This is a genomic window from Streptomyces sp. NBC_00846, from assembly GCF_045207325.1.
GTDB lineage: Bacteria > Actinomycetota > Actinomycetes > Streptomycetales > Streptomycetaceae > Streptomyces.
This window is the reverse complement of sequence record NZ_CP108846.1, coordinates 2,020,800-2,034,930: the sequence shown is the minus strand read 5'-3', so window position 1 is coordinate 2,034,930 and position 14,131 is coordinate 2,020,800. Positions and strand designations below refer to the sequence as shown.

At 70.2% G+C, this 14,131-nt stretch carries 13 protein-coding genes; 6 read left to right on the top strand and 7 right to left on the bottom strand.

The annotated features are described in order from the left end of the window. Window positions 1-38 precede the first annotated feature (38 nt). On the top strand, window positions 39-263 hold the full coding sequence (locus OG936_RS09420; RefSeq protein WP_406493863.1) for a DUF2277 domain-containing protein: 225 nt from the start codon (window positions 39-41) through the stop codon (window positions 261-263). On the opposite strand, the gene OG936_RS09415 is transcribed toward OG936_RS09420, so the two are convergent. The 3 genes from OG936_RS09415 to OG936_RS09405 all read right to left on the bottom strand — a co-directional run bounded on the left by OG936_RS09415 (window position 250) and on the right by OG936_RS09405 (window position 2,561). Further along, window positions 250-933, bottom strand: coding sequence for a DedA family protein (locus tag OG936_RS09415; protein ID WP_406493862.1), 684 nt, complete (start codon window positions 931-933; stop codon window positions 250-252). The genes OG936_RS09420 and OG936_RS09415 overlap by 14 nt on opposite strands. Before the next feature lie 307 nt (window positions 934-1,240). Next, the gene (locus OG936_RS09410; protein ID WP_406493861.1) at window positions 1,241-1,765 is read right to left on the bottom strand and encodes a DoxX family membrane protein; all 525 of its coding nucleotides are present in this window, start codon (window positions 1,763-1,765) and stop codon (window positions 1,241-1,243) included. A 151-nt stretch (window positions 1,766-1,916) separates the two neighbouring features. After that, window positions 1,917-2,561: an HNH endonuclease family protein gene (locus OG936_RS09405; RefSeq protein WP_266745921.1), complete on the bottom strand. Its 645-nt coding sequence runs from the start codon at window positions 2,559-2,561 to the stop codon at window positions 1,917-1,919. A gap of 267 nt (window positions 2,562-2,828) precedes the next feature. Between OG936_RS09405 and OG936_RS09400 the strand changes: the two genes are divergently transcribed. Next, complete coding sequence (locus OG936_RS09400; RefSeq protein ID WP_406493858.1) at window positions 2,829-3,563, top strand: ABC transporter permease; 735 nt, start codon at window positions 2,829-2,831, stop codon at window positions 3,561-3,563. 93 nt (window positions 3,564-3,656) lie between these two features. On the opposite strand, the gene OG936_RS09395 is transcribed toward OG936_RS09400, so the two are convergent. Beyond that, a complete protein-coding gene (locus OG936_RS09395; RefSeq protein WP_406493857.1) occupies window positions 3,657-4,319 on the bottom strand; it encodes an HAD-IA family hydrolase in 663 nt (220 codons plus the stop codon). 324 nt (window positions 4,320-4,643) lie between these two features. Here OG936_RS09395 and OG936_RS09390 point away from each other — a divergent pair, with 324 nt between their 5' ends. Then, window positions 4,644-6,689, top strand: coding sequence for a DHA2 family efflux MFS transporter permease subunit (locus tag OG936_RS09390; protein WP_406493856.1), 2,046 nt, complete (start codon window positions 4,644-4,646; stop codon window positions 6,687-6,689). A 77-nt stretch (window positions 6,690-6,766) separates the two neighbouring features. On the opposite strand, the gene OG936_RS09385 is transcribed toward OG936_RS09390, so the two are convergent. Next, entirely contained in the window at window positions 6,767-7,243 is a 477-nt protein-coding gene (locus OG936_RS09385; protein WP_406493855.1) for a GNAT family N-acetyltransferase, read from the bottom strand. A 424-nt stretch (window positions 7,244-7,667) separates the two neighbouring features. Between OG936_RS09385 and OG936_RS09380 the strand changes: the two genes are divergently transcribed. Beyond that, window positions 7,668-9,662 (top strand): bifunctional glycosyltransferase 87/phosphatase PAP2 family protein, encoded by a 1,995-nt coding sequence (locus OG936_RS09380; RefSeq protein WP_406500381.1) that lies wholly within the window; start codon window positions 7,668-7,670, stop codon window positions 9,660-9,662. A 177-nt stretch (window positions 9,663-9,839) separates the two neighbouring features. Here the strand turns inward: OG936_RS09380 and OG936_RS09375 are convergent, their stop codons facing one another. Then, the gene (locus OG936_RS09375; RefSeq protein WP_406493853.1) at window positions 9,840-10,862 is read right to left on the bottom strand and encodes an AEC family transporter; all 1,023 of its coding nucleotides are present in this window, start codon (window positions 10,860-10,862) and stop codon (window positions 9,840-9,842) included. A gap of 54 nt (window positions 10,863-10,916) precedes the next feature. Next, on the bottom strand, window positions 10,917-12,176 hold the full coding sequence (locus OG936_RS09370) for a cytochrome P450 (protein WP_406493851.1): 1,260 nt from the start codon (window positions 12,174-12,176) through the stop codon (window positions 10,917-10,919). A 281-nt stretch (window positions 12,177-12,457) separates the two neighbouring features. Between OG936_RS09370 and OG936_RS09365 the strand changes: the two genes are divergently transcribed. After that, window positions 12,458-13,627, top strand: coding sequence for a steroid 3-ketoacyl-CoA thiolase (locus OG936_RS09365; RefSeq protein ID WP_383750745.1), 1,170 nt, complete (start codon window positions 12,458-12,460; stop codon window positions 13,625-13,627). A 145-nt stretch (window positions 13,628-13,772) separates the two neighbouring features. Further along, window positions 13,773-14,096, top strand: coding sequence for a hypothetical protein (locus OG936_RS09360; RefSeq protein WP_406493849.1), 324 nt, complete (start codon window positions 13,773-13,775; stop codon window positions 14,094-14,096). Window positions 14,097-14,131: the final 35 nt, after the last annotated feature.

Genomic DNA, 14,131 nt, shown 5'->3' with positions numbered 1-14,131 from the left:
TTCCGGCCGTTGTCAGTGGGACGGGTCACACTGGAGTCATGTGCCGCAGCATCAAGACCCTTCGACCGCCCGCTCTCCCCGAAGAGGCCACAGAGGAGGAGATCCGGGCCGCCGCCCTGCAGTTCGTACGCAAGGTGTCCGGCTTCCGCGCCCCGGCCGCGCACAATCAGGAAGTGTTCGACCGCGCCGTCGACGAGATCGCCGGGGCGACCGCCGGACTGCTGGACGGTCTGGAGATACGGGGTGCGGTCAGGAAGCCGTAGTGGCCGGCGCGGGCGCCGCCGTCCGGGCGGCCGCCTCGGCTGCCGGGCGGCGCATGACGTACGCGGCGAGGGCCCCCGCCGCGAACAGGGCGAGGACCGAGACGGCCGTACCCACCCAGGTCGCGCCGAGCCACTGGCCGCCGAAGTAGCCGAGGCCCACGCTGTAGCCGGCCCAGGCCACGCCCGCCAGCGCCGACCAGGGCAGGAAATCCTTGACCTTGCGATGCGCCGCGCCCGCGCCCAGGGAGACGACCGAGCGGCCGGCCGGGGCGAAGCGGGCAATGATGACGAGGATGCCGCCACCCCGGGCGAGGGCGGCGCCGAGGCGTTCCTGTGCCGAGGTGAGGCGGCGGGAACGGGCGATGGCCCGGTCCAGACGTTCGCCGCCGCACCAGGCCAGCCGGTACGCGACGAGGTCGCCGAGGACCGACGCGGAGGCGGCGCACAGGATCAGCGTGAGGAGCGAGGGCACCTGGGACACCTGCTCGGCGGCGTTCGTCGCGGAAGCGGTCCCCGCGACGGTCGTCGAACCGGCGGCGACTGCCGTGGCTGCGGCGATCACCAGGACTCCGCTGGGCAGCACGGGCAGAAAGACGTCCAGGAGCACCGAGAGGGCGACCACAGCATAGATCCATGGGCTGCCGGTCAGCGCACCCATACTCTCAAGCACCTACTACTCCCCGATCAGGAACAACGCCGCGACGTCGCAGGGGAGCGGCAGGAGCGGCAGGGCCAGCTCTACAGCGTACGCCTGACACTCTTGCGGTGATCTATAAATACGGATGATGTTGGGAAGCTCACGTAAGCCCGCAAATGGGAAGCCCGGGTTCCGGCGTGGGAGATGCGGGCAGTGCAGGCGGTGTAGGTGATGTGCGGTGCAAGCGGTGTAGGTGACGTGCGGACCGGACCGTGGGTGATGTCCGGACCGGCCCGCAGGCGGACGGGCCGGTCCTGCACTGGTCAGGCCATGGCGGCCGTCAGGCCGTCACGGCCGGTGCCTGCTCGTGTGCGCGGTCCTCGGCGCGTTCCGCGCCGCCCCGGCGGAAGAGTCGGTCCAGGGCCGGCACGCCGGGGCCGGTGAAGACCAGCAGGAGGAAGGCCCAGCAGAAGACGGCCGAGGGCTCGCCGCCGTTCTGCAGCGGGAAGAGTGCCTCGGGCTGGTGGACCTTGAAGTACGCGTACGCCATGGAGCCGGAGCAGGCGAGGGCGGCGACGCGGGCGCCCAGACCGAGCACCACCAGGCTGCCGCCGACGAGCTGGACGACCGCCGCGTACCAGCCGGGCCCTCGTGAACGGGCGCGCGGGGGTGCGCAGGTCAGCTGAAGGACGCGGGTGGATGTGCGGCCCTCCCGCGATGCAGTGCTGCGCGCCTCTGCTCCGGGCCGGGCGAGGGGCTCCCGGGGTGCTCGGTGCGCCTCGCCCGCGCCAGGCCCTGGTCGCTGCCGCTCCTCGGGTGCGCGGGGCGCGCCGGGCGCGCGGGTCTTCGTCGTCAGTGGCCGCACTCGGCCGAAAACGCGCCGGTGGCTCCCCGCCCGCGCTGTCCTCGCGCCCTCCAGGGGGCCCTCCCCGGTCCCTTCCCGGGATACGCGTACGGAGTCGTGCGGCGTGCACGGCTCCGTACGGTGTGGAACGACGGGGGAGGGGCGGGTGGGTTCAGCAGCCGTTGAGGACGGACTGCAGGGCGCTCTTCTCGGCCGAGTCGACCGTGAGGTTGTAGTAGTGCTTCACGTGCACCCAGGCGCGCACGTACGTGCAGCGGTACGCGGTGCGCGGGGGCAGCCAGGCGGCCGGGTCCTTGTCACCCTTGGACTGGTTGACGTTGTCCGTGACCGCGATGAGCTGAGGTCGGGTCAAGTCGTTGGCGTACGCCTGTCGTTGGGCGGTGGTCCAGCTGCTGGCGCCCGACCGCCAGGCTTCGGCGAGCGGGACCATGTGGTCGATGTCCACATCGGAGGCGGCGGTCCAGGTGGCGCCGTCGTACTCCGAGTACCAACTGCCGCTGACGGCAGCGCAGCTGGAGTCCTGCTGCACATTCGTACCGTCGCGCTTGAGGACGACCTCGCGGGTGTTGCAGGTGCCCGACTGGGTGATCCAGTGCGGGAACTTGTCGCGGCTGTAACCGGTCGACGAGCCCTCCGCGGAGACGGTCAGCTGGCTCAGGTAGGTGCGGGCGGTCGATGCCGACACCGGGGTGGGCATGGCTGCCTGGGCAGTGGGGGCGGTGAGCAGTCCGGTGGTTGCGGCGAGGGCGGCGGATGCGGCGACGACAGCGATGCGACGCGCGTAGATACCTGACATGCGAACTCCCTTGACGTGGGGGGACCTTGGATGGGTGACCCGTAGAGCCCGGCCATCGTGGCGGCGCCAGGTTTCCGTGGGGTGGGCGCCAGGTAACAGGGTGGCGACATGGGCACGTCACATCAAGGGTTCTGACCGACAGGGCTGGAGCATGGGGGCGTACGTCCCCATCTGTGCGGGCGTACGTGCTGATGCGACGGCAATCCGCCTCTGGGGCGGGTCGGTTCGTGCCCGTGATCCGGGTGGGGCCGGCCGTAGAGTTACGGCGTGCTGCTTCCGGTCGACATCACGCTCGGGGTCGTCCTCGCCCTGCTGCTCGTGGCGGCGGTGGCCGTCGCCGCGCTGGCCTCGCTCGGACGGTCGCGCGAGATCCTGCTGGCCGGGCTGCGGGCCGCGGTCCAGCTCGCCGCGGTCTCCCTGCTCATCGGCTGGGTGGTCCGTTCGCTGCCGCCGCTGCTCGGGTTCGTGGCGCTGATGTACGTCGTCGCGGTGCGGACCGCGGGCCGCCGGATCACCCGTAATCGCACCTGGTGGTGGGCGGCCGTGCCGATCGGGGCGGGGGTCGTGCCGGTGGTCGTGCTGCTGCTGCTCACCGGACTCGTCGAGGTCCGGGGCATCGCGCTGATCCCGGTGGCCGGCATCCTCATCGGGGGTGCGCTGACCGCGACCGTGCTCGGCGGGCGGCGGGCGCTCGACGAGTTGACGACCCGGCGGGGGGAGGTGGAGGCGGGGATGGCGCTCGGGCTGCTCGACCGTGACGCGAGGCTGGAGATCGCCCGGCCCGTGGCGGCGGACGCGCTGTTGCCGGGGCTCGATCAGGCGCGGACGGTGGGGCTCGTCACGTTGCCGGGCGCCTTCGTGGGCATGCTGCTCGGCGGCGCCTCACCGGTGCAGGCGGGGGCCGTGCAGTTGTTCGTACTGGTGGCGCTGATGGCCGTACAGGCGGTGGCCGTCGCCGTCATGCTCGAACTGGTGGCACGGGGGCGGCTGCACCGGGACTGAGGCCCGCGGGACCGGTCGCGCCGAGGCGGGGGCCAGGAGTCAGGGATCAGGGGCCGGAGTTCGGGGTGCTGGGGCCGGGTTGCCGAAGGGTGGCTATCGCGCGCTGATGTGCAGCCGGATCGAACCGTCGGCCGCCGCTTCCACCCGGAGGCGCGTCAGGTCCTCGACGTGCGCGTCGGGGGAGAGTGCCGCGGCCCGCGGGCCGACACCCACGACGCGCATGCCCGCCGCCCGGCCGGCCGCGATCCCCGCCTCCGAGTCCTCGAAGACGACGCAGTCCGCCGGGGCGAAGCCCAGCTCGGCGGCTCCCTTGAGGAAGCCCTCGGGGTCCGGCTTGCTGGCGCCGACGCTCTCGGCGGTCACGCGGGTGGCGGGCATCCGCAGCCCGGACGCGGTCATCCGGGTCCGGGCCAGCGCGGCGTCGGCCGAGGTGACCAGGGCGTGCGGGAGCACCGCGATCGCGTCCATGAAAGCGGGCGCGCCGGCGACGGGCACGACGCCGTCGGTGTCGGCGGTCTCCTCGGCGAGCATCGCCCGGTTGTCCGCGTAGTTCTGCTCCATGGGGCGGTCCGGGAGGAGCACCGCCATCGTGGCGTACCCCTGCCGCCCGTGAACCACCTTGAGTGCGGCCTCCGGGTCCAGCCCCTCCCGCAGCGCCCAACGCCGCCAGCAGCGCTCCACGACGGCGTCGGAGTTCACGAGGGTGCCATCCATGTCCAGAAGGAGGGCGCGAGCTGTGAGGACGGTGGCCGGCATGGGCGTGCTCCAGAGCGGGGAACGGGGTGGGGAAACGCAGAAATAAGGGGGAGGGGGCGAGGGGGACATGTCGCAGGAAAGAGAAACAAGCAGCCTCGCCCGCCGGTCAGGGGGTGGCGGGCGGAGGCTACTTTGTTCCATCACGATACAAAGACCTGTCCGGGAAAGCCAATCCGGGTGGATCGCGATCGTCGGGCCGGATGCCGCCCGCAGGTCGCCGTAGCCCGCGCGGCTCCCGAGCCGACTCCCACCGGTCCCGTTCGGCAGGCCATAACCGTGCGGAACGGCCAGGATGGGGATGTAGCGGACCCGAGGAGATGTTCCATGGCCCAGCATCCGAGCCCCCCGGCCCCCGGCGAGGGCCGCTCCACGCGGTCGGTCATGGTGGCCATCGGTGCGCTGCTCCTCGGCATGCTTCTGGCCGCACTCGACCAGACCATCGTCTCCACCGCGCTGCCGACCATCGTCAGCGACCTCGGCGGTCTGGAACACCTTTCCTGGGTGGTCACGGCCTACCTGCTGGCGTCGACCGCCGCGACTCCACTCTGGGGCAAGCTCGGCGACCAGTACGGACGAAAGAAGCTCTTCCAGGCCGCCATCGTCATCTTTCTCATCGGCTCGGCGCTCTGCGGTGTCGCCCAGAACATGCCGCAGCTCATCGGCTTCCGCGCACTTCAGGGCCTTGGCGGCGGCGGACTCATGGTGCTCTCGATGGCGATCGTCGGCGATATCGTCGCGCCACGCGAACGAGGCAAGTACCAGGGCCTGTTCGGTGCGGTCTTCGGTACGACGAGCGTCCTCGGGCCGCTCCTCGGCGGCTTCTTCACCGAACACCTCAGCTGGCGCTGGGTCTTCTACATCAATCTGCCGGTCGGCGTCGTCGCGCTCATCGTGATCGCCGCGGTCCTGCACATCCCGGTCCACCGTACGAAGCACACCATCGACTACCTCGGCACCTTCCTCATCGCCTCCGTCGCCACCTGCCTCGTCCTCGCCGCCTCGCTCGGCGGCACCACCTGGGCCTGGGGCTCGCCACAGATCATCGGTCTCGCCGTGCTGAGCGTGCTGCTGCTGATCGCCTTCGTGCAGGTGGAGCGCCGCGCCGCGGAGCCCGTCATTCCGCCGAAGCTGTTCCGGATCAGGACCTTCAGCCTCGTCGCCGTCATCAGTTTCGTGGTCGGTTTCGCGATGTTCGGCGCGATGACCTATCTGCCGACCTTCCTGCAGGTGGTGCACGGCATCACGCCGACGCTGTCCGGTGTGCACATGCTCCCGATGGTGGCCGGCCTGCTCCTCACCTCGACCGCGTCCGGGCAGATCGTCAGCCGCACCGGCCGCTGGAAGGTCTTCCCGGTCGCGGGCACCGGTATCACCGCGATAGGGCTGCTGCTCCTGCACCGGCTCACGGAGACCAGCAGCACCTGGGAGATGAGCGCCTACTTCTTCGTCTTCGGCGCCGGGCTCGGCCTGGTGATGCAGGTTCTGGTGCTGGTCGTGCAGAACGCCGTGACGTACGAGGATCTCGGCGTCGCCACGTCCGGAGCCACCTTCTTCCGCTCCATCGGCGCCTCGTTCGGCGTCGCCGTCTTCGGTACGATCTTCACCAACCGGCTCATCGACAAACTGACCGCGGTGCTGGCCGGCCGCACCCTGCCTTCCGGGGCCGGCGCCGAGGGGCTGGCCTCGGATCCGCGCTCCATCGGCAAACTGCCGCCCACGCTACGGCCGTTGGTGCTCCACGCATTCTCGACCTCGATCACCGACGTGTTCCTGTACGCGGCACCCGTCGTCGTGGTCGCCTTCGCCTTCGCCTGGTTCCTCAAGGAGGACAAGCTGCGCGGCTCGGTGACCGCCCCGGAGCCCACCGAGACCCTGGCGACGAACCCGGTCGAGCGGTCCTCATACGACGAATGCGCCCGGGCCCTCTCGGTGCTCGCCACCCGAGAAGGCCGCCGCGAGATCTACGTGAAGATCACCAAGAGGGCGGGGTTGGACCTGCTGCCCGCGGCGAGCTGGATGCTGCTGCGGATACGGCGGCACGGCACGGTCGAACCCGCCATGCTCGCCGACGTCAGCCCGGTTCCGCTGCGGGTGATCAGCGAGGCGGCGCGTCAGCTGGAGGAGCGCGGACTGGTCCGGCGCGAGGGGATACAGCTGGTGCTCACCGAGACCGGCGAGGAAGCCGTGGTGGAGCTGGCGAAGGCCCGTGAGGATTCGATGGCCGAGCTGCTGGGCGACTGGTGGGGGCCGGAGCGGCCGACCGACCTGGTACGGCTCGTGACGGAGCTGACCGCGGAGACGGGCGGGTCGACCAGGGAACGGCCCCACAGCCCCGAGCCGAAGCGGGACCACGCGGCCGGACCCGCGTGAGTCGTCCGTAGACACCTGGGGTCATTCGTTTGGATCACGCCGGCCATGCGAGCCCGGCGTGATCCAAACGAAAGACCCTAGAGCTCCTTGGCGAACCAGTGCTCCGCGTACTGCCGCCGGTGGAACGCCGGGACCTCCCGATAGCCGTGCTTGGCGTACAGCCCCCGTGCCTCGACGAGGTCATTGCGGGTGTCGAGCCTGACCGCGCGTATGCCGAAGGCGCGCGCCGCGCTCTCGACGGCCGTCAGGAGCAGCCCGCCGCCGCCCGTACCGCGGTATGCGGGGCGTACGAACACCCGGGTCACCTCCGCGATGTCCGCGTCCACCACCAGCAGCCCGGCGCAGGCCGCCGGTTTTCCCTCGAACCGGCCGACGACGAACTGGCCGGTGGGCGGAACGAGCCGGTCGGCGCCGTCGTCGGTGAGCCCCTCGTCGATCTCCTCGGCGGTCGCCGGCCGCCCCCAGTAGCGGCCGGCGACCTCGGCGTAGTAGTCCCGGCGCAGCAGCGCGGCATCGGGGGAACCGAAGGGTTCGGGGGTCGTGGTCCAGGTCATGCCGGTCATTCTGACTTGAGCGTGATCGCAGGAGCGATCCCATTTGGTGCGCGGTCACCACCGGCCGGTGCCGTCGGATTCGCAGGACCACAACCCGCTCCTGCACGGGAAAGGACGCGGACACCACCGATCCGGTTCCGGTTCCGGTCCCGGCCGGGGGCGTCGGCCGGGACCGGCTCGTACAGGCCCGGACCGTCCCGGCATGAGTGGATTTTCGGTCGTTCTTTCGAAAAAGGAGGATGACAGTCAGGCGAAGAGGGGGTTGATTGTGTCTACCCCATAGCGCAATGCGAAGGTTTCTCAGCACGCCCAGGTCGAGGGACGAGCACAGAAACGGCGGGAGGGTCGGCTCAGCGTGGCGAATGCGGAGCACAGTGTGGGCGGAGACGCGGCGACGGGGGCGAGGACCGGGGCCGCCCGGGCCCTGCTCTGGCTGGTTGTGGCCGCTCTGGCCGTACGGCAGATGGCGGTGGTGCTGCGGCAGCCGCCGGGGGAACGGCTCACCGATCTGGAGACCTGGATCGGTGAGAACGGCGTCCTGCATGTGACGGGCTCGCTGTACGACAGCGACCGGTTCACCGGCACCCCGTTCGCCGGACTCGTGCTGAAGCCACTGACCCGGACGGCGGAACAGGGCCTGGGCGTCGCCTGGACCTTCGGTTCGCTGCTGCTCGTCGCCGCCCTGGGTGTCGTCGCCGCCCGCGCGCTGCCGGGCCCGGTCGCCCGCCGCACCTCACTGCTGGCCGCCCCGGTCGCGATCAGCCTGCTGATGCTGTCCCTGCCGGTCCGTAACACGTTCCACCTCGGGCAGACCAGCATCCTGCCGGTCCTGCTGGTGCTGCTGGCCTGTTTCGCGGTCCGCGGGGAACGCGCCTCGGGCCTCCTGATCGGGATCGCGGCCGCGCTCCAGCCGACCGTACTGCTCTTCGCGGTCCTGCTCTGGTTCACCGGCCGCCGACGGGCCGCGGTGACCGGCGGCACCGTGTTCGCCGCCTGCACGGCCCTGGCCTGGGCCGCGATGCCGAGCGACTCGTGGGCCTACTGGGTGCACCATGTCGCGGGCGCCGGGCTCGGTGACAATCCGGACAGCCTGGCCAACCAGTCCCTGCACGGCGCGCTCCTCCGGTTCGGTCTGGCGGGCCCGCTCGAAATCGTGCTGTTCGTGGTGCTGGCGGCCGCCGTCTGCTACCTCGGGCTGCGTCGCGCCGTACGGTACGCCCACGACGGGCAGCTGCTGCTCGCCGTCGCCGTGACCGGCTGCGTCACCGTCGCGGTCTCGCCGACCGCCTGGCAGCACCAATTGCTGTGGGTGCTGCTCGCCGTGGTCGGCCGGGTCGGCAAGCGGGCCTCCGACCGGCTGGTGTGGCCGGCGGTGGTGGTGCTCGTGATCACGCTGCCGGGGAAGATGCTGCTGCCGAACGTGGCCGCGGTCTTCCCCCTGCGCGACAACGTACTGCTGATCGTGGCACTCGGCGCGGCCTGCGCGGCACCGTTCCTGCCGCGCACCTCGCCGTACTGGCAGCGGCCGATCCCGACCGACTACGCGGTCCCGGTTCCGGCCCGCTGGCGCCGCGTTCCGCTGCTGCCGTTCTGGCGGCGGGTGCTCAGCCGGCCCAACCTGCTGCTGGAACTGCTCCTGATCAGGGTCGTGTACTCCGCGTACGCGCAGGTCAGGCTCGCGGCAACGGCGGGCCGCGCCACCGCCGAACACCACGGCCGTCAGATCCACTCCCTCGAACAGTGGCTGCACATCGACATCGAGCACTGGGCCAACCACGCGGTCGTCGAGGCCGGCTGGCCGAAGGACTTCTTCGACTACTACTACTCGACGTTCCACTTCATCGTGCCGCTGGCGATTCTCGGGGTGCTGTACGTACGACGCCCCGCCGACTACCGCTGGGTCCGCAGCTCCATCGGCTTCGCCACGCTTCTCGCGCTGGTCGGCTTCTGGCTCTACCCGCTGGCCCCGCCGCGGTTGATGCCGGGGCTCGGTTTCATCGACACGGTCCATGGCGTCCAGGACTTCGCGAAGCCGGACTACGGAGCGCTGACCGCGATGACCAATCAGTACGCGGCGATGCCTTCGCTGCATTTCGGCTGGTCGCTCTGGTGCGGCGTGGTCGTCGTCATGCTGGCCCCGAAGCCGTGGATGAAGGCGCTGGGGCTGCTGCACCCGCTGTTCACGGTCTCCGCGATCATTGCCACGGCCAATCACTGGGTGCTGGACGCGGTGGGCGGTGCGGCTGTCGTCGCGCTCGGCTTCGGGCTGACCCACGTCCTGTCGGGGCCCCGGAAACTGTGGTTGCCGGCTGTGCCGACGACGGCGAAACCGCACGACGACCTGGCCGTTTCCGTGCCGGTACCGAGACCGACGGGCGACGCGGTGGCCGGCAAGCAGCATCAGAGCCAGGGCCTGTAGGGCGCGCGAGGACCGCAGGGCTCACGAAGTCGGCAGGGCGCACGAAGCCCTGAGACGCCGAAGGGCGCCGGGACGAAACTGTCGTTCCGTCACCCCTTCGGCATGGATCGCCGCCCGACCCGCATCCGCCCATCGGCCCGGGTCCGCCACTCGAACGGCTCAGCGGGGCCGAACGGCTCAGGAGGACGTCCCCAGGGCCCAGGTGGCGAGGGACAGCGTTGCCATGGACACCACCGTCGAGGCCACCACGGAGTTGCGGGCCAGGCGGGTGTCCAGGCCGTACTGCTGGGCGTAGATGAAGGCGTTCTGAGCGGTCGGCAGCGTGGAGCAGAGCACGACGGCCAGCAGTTGATGGTCCGGCAGACCCAGCAGCGGGCCGCCGACGGCGAAGGCGATCAGGGGCTGGACCAGCGTCTTGAGCGCGACGGCCACGACGACCTCCGCACGTTTCGTACGCACCCCGGTCCCGCCGGGCTCCGCACGCTCACTGCCGGGCTCCGCGCGCTGCGTTGCCGGAACCCCGGTCGCCGGGCGGACGTTCAGGGACAGCCCCAGCGTGATCAGGGCCGTCGGTACGGCGGCGGCGCCGAGGACGTCGCAGGAGTGGGCGAGGGCGTGCGGCAGTCGCAGTCCGAGCGCGGAGACGACGACACCCAGCAGCGAGGCCATGATGACGGGGTTGCGCACCGGCATGGTCAGCATCCGCCGGAACACCGATCCCTTCCCGGAGCCCGCGCCCGGCCCTGCCCCCGCCCCCGTGTCCAGCAGTGTCAGGATCACCGGAGAGACCAACAGCACCTGGAACAGGATGATCTGAGCGACGAACGACGCGTCGCCGAGCACCTGTACCGCCACCGGAATACCGAGGTTGGCGGAGTTGACGTAGCCGGACGCCATGCTGCCGATCGCCCGGTCGGCCGTGCCCCGGCCGAAGAGCCGGCCCGAGGCCACGAAGCCGAGACCGCAGACCAGCGCCGTACCTGCCGCGAAGGCCACCATCGAGGAGTTGGCGAAGGCGTCGAGACGCGCCCCGGAAACCATGCTGAACAGGGCGGCGGGCATGGCCACATGGAAGACGAACCGGCCGAGCACGGCCTCCGCCTGCTCCCCGAGGAGACCACTGCGGCCGACCGTGTAGCCGATCGCAGTGAGCATCCAGATGGGGGCGAAGGCGGAGAGCAGGGCGTGCATGCCCGCCATGATCCTCGCGCTGTTGTGCGCTTCCCCGCCGGGGGTTCGGGCGGGGAAGCGCAGTCAGTGCGCGGCGTCGACGGCGGTGCTGACCTGGAGCTGCTTGATCCCGTTGAGCCATGCCGAGCGCAGCCGCCGCGGGTCGCCGACCAGCCGCAGGTCCGGCATCACATCGGCGATCGCGTTGAAGATCAGGTTGATCTCCATCACCGCAAGGGACTTGCCGAGGCAGAAGTGCGGACCGCCGCCGCCGAAGCCGAGGTGCGGGTTGGGATCACGGGAGATGTCGAAGGTCTCCGGGTTCTCGAAGACCTCGGGGTCGTTATTGGCCGAGGAGTAGAACATCCCGACCCGGTCGCCCTTCTTGATCTGCTGCCCACCCAGTTCGACGTCCTGGGTGGCGGTCCGCTGGAAGGAGACCACGGGGGTGGCCCAGCGGACGATCTCCTCGGCGGTCGTCTCCGGCCGTTCCCTCTTGTAGAGCTCCCACTGGTCGGGGTGGGTGAGGAAGGCGTGCATGCCGTGACTGATGGCGTTACGGGTGGTCTCGTTGCCGGCGACGGCGAGCAGGATCACGAAGAAGCCGAACTCGTCGGAGGAGAGGTTCCCCTGCCCTTCCGCGGCGACCAGCTGGGAGACGATGTCCTTGGCCGGGCACTCCTTGCGGGCGGCCGCCAGGTTCATCGAGTACGAGACGATCTCCATGGCTGCCTCGGTGCCGACCTCCTCGGTGATCGCGTACTCCGGATCGTCGTACGCGGCCATCTTGTTCGACCAGTCGAAGATCCTGGACCGGTCCTCCTGCGGTACGCCGATGAGTTCGGCGATGGCCTGGAGCGGCAGTTCGACGGCGATGTTCGTGACGAAGTCGAAGGAGCCGTCGTCGTCGGCCGCGGTGAGTGCCGTCTCGACGATCGAGCGGGCGCGACTGCGCAGGGCCTGCTCCAGGGAGCGGATCGCCCGTGGGGTGAAACCCCGTTGAACGATCTGGCGGACCCGGGTGTGTTCGGGCGGGTCCATGTTGAGCATGATCAGTTTCTGGACCTCGATCTGGTCGCGGTCGATCGACTCGTTGAAGCGGATGACCGCGGTGTTGGTGTTCGAGGAGAACAACTCGGGGTGTGTGGAGACGTACTTGACGTCCGCGTGCCGGGTGACGACCCAGTAGCCCTCGTCGTCGAAACCGGAGATACCGGCCGGCTGGGTGCACCACCAGACCGGTGCGGTCTGCCGCATCTGCGCGAACTCGGGGTGCGGTATGCGGGCTTGGAGCAGATCGGGGTCGGTGAAGTCGAACCCTTCGGGCAGATGGGGGCAGGGCATCGGCAACTCCAGGTCGGTCCGAGAGCCGCCCGAAAGATGTCTGACGACCCATCAGAAGTTGACCGAAAGGTAGTAACGAGTTCTACAACTGGCAAGAGGGGTGGCCCGATCTGTTGCGTGAAGAGTGGGTGAGGCCGGCATGAAGTGGACGCAAGGTGCGTGCACGACCCTTGCGTACCGGGGGTAAGCCTCATAAGACTGCATGGAGAACTAGAACGCGTACTAGTTCCTTCCGCGGGCGCCGGGACGCCCCTGCGGAAGTGCGAGGAGAGGACGAGCTCATGGCCGCGGAACCCGTCATCGTCGAAGCCGTACGCACGCCCATCGGCAAGCGCGGAGGCGCGCTCGCCAATCTGCATCCCGCCTATCTGCTGGGCGAGACCTATCGAGAACTCCTCGGCCGCACCGGCATTCACGCCGACTGCGTCGAACAGATCGTCGGCGGCACGGTCACCCACGCCGGCGAACAGTCGATGAACCCGGCCCGCAACGCCTGGCTCACCGTGGGCCTTCCGTACGAGACCGCCGCCACCACCGTGGACTGCCAGTGCGGCTCTTCGCAGCAGGCCTCCCACATGGTCGCCAACATGGTCGCGGCCGGAGTCATCGACATCGGGATCAGCTGCGGCGTCGAGGCCATGTCACGGGTGCCGCTGGGCAGCGGCTCCAAGCACGGACCGGGCAAGCCCTGGCCCGACGAGTGGAACGTGGACCTGCCCAACCAGTTCGAGGCCGCCGAACGCATCGCCCGCAAACGCGGACTGACCCGGGAGAACGTCGACTCGCTCGGGCTGATCTCGCAGGAGCGTGCGGCCGTCGCCTGGGCCGAGGAACGGTTCAAACGGGAGACGTACGCGGTCCAGGTGCCGACCACCGAGGAGGAACAGGCGGCCGGACAGGGCATGTGGCGCCTGGTCGACCGGGACGAGGGGCTGCGGGACTCCACGATGGAGGGGCTCGGCCGGCTCAAGCCGGTCATGCCCACCGCGGTCCACACCGCGGGCAACTCCTCGCAGATATCCGACGGCGCCTGCGCGATCATGTGGGCGTCCAAACGGATGGCGCGCGCGCTCAAGCTCAAGCCGCGCGCCCGGATCGTCGCACAGGCACTGGTCGGCGCCGACCCGCACTTCCACCTCGACGGACCGGTCGACGCGACCCGCGCGGTGCTCGGCAAGGCCGGGATGTCGCTCAAGGACATCGACATCGTCGAGATCAACGAGGCTTTCGCCTCGGTGGTGTTGAGCTGGACCCAGGTCTTCGGACAGGACCTCGAAAAGGTCAACGTCAACGGCGGCGCCATCGCGCTCGGCCACCCGGTGGGCGCCACCGGGGCCCGGTTGATCACCACGGCCCTGCACGAACTGGAGCGCCGCGACAAGGAGTTCGCACTGATCACGATGTGCGCGGGCGGCGCGCTGGCTACGGGGACGATCATCCAGCGACTGTGACGCGCGGCCCGTCCGGCGGGCAGGGCCCCGGACCGGAGGTGTTGCCAGGTGTACCTCCGGCCGGGTGTCCAGGCCGGTACCGGCGTCGCGTGCGGCTGCATAGCGTCATGGCCATGGACAACACCAACCGCACAAACACCACCACTTGGGCCGCGAGCGTCGCCGTGCCGCCCGCCGAAGGGTGACGGCCGCGGTGGTGGTGGTCCTCGCCGCACTCGGCACCGCACCGGTCGCCGCCCGACAGCCCACCGACGCGACCGGAGTGTCGTCCCGCTCGGCCGAGGCGCGCGGCAGAGGCACCCTGCTGGACATCACCCCCGTCTCGGGCCCGTACGACATCGAGCACGCCGCGATGCCCGCCCTGTTCGACGGCAGGGTCAACGACGGTTCGACCGACCACAACGCGACATACATGAAGTCGGGGCCGCAGATCGTGCGGTGGTGCGACGCGGTCGCCGCGCGGTCCTGAACCCGAGGGCGGTAGGGCGCCGCCGGTCGGATCCA

Excerpts from the sequence above, each read along its gene's own strand:
- OG936_RS09370 (WP_406493851.1), bottom strand. The coding sequence starts at position 12,176 with ATGCCCTGCCCCCATCTGCCCGAAGGGTTCGACTTCACCGACCCCGAT.
- OG936_RS09385 (WP_406493855.1), bottom strand. The coding sequence starts at position 7,243 with ATGACCTGGACCACGACCCCCGAACCCTTCGGTTCCCCCGATGCCGCG.
- OG936_RS09395 (WP_406493857.1), bottom strand. The coding sequence starts at position 4,319 with ATGCCGGCCACCGTCCTCACAGCTCGCGCCCTCCTTCTGGACATGGAT.
- OG936_RS09365 (WP_383750745.1), top strand. The coding sequence starts at position 12,458 with ATGGCCGCGGAACCCGTCATCGTCGAAGCCGTACGCACGCCCATCGGC.
- OG936_RS09375 (WP_406493853.1), bottom strand. The coding sequence starts at position 10,862 with ATGGCGGGCATGCACGCCCTGCTCTCCGCCTTCGCCCCCATCTGGATG.
- OG936_RS09420 (WP_406493863.1), top strand. The coding sequence starts at position 39 with ATGTGCCGCAGCATCAAGACCCTTCGACCGCCCGCTCTCCCCGAAGAG.
- OG936_RS09390 (WP_406493856.1), top strand. The coding sequence starts at position 4,644 with ATGGCCCAGCATCCGAGCCCCCCGGCCCCCGGCGAGGGCCGCTCCACG.
- OG936_RS09405 (WP_266745921.1), bottom strand. The coding sequence starts at position 2,561 with ATGTCAGGTATCTACGCGCGTCGCATCGCTGTCGTCGCCGCATCCGCC.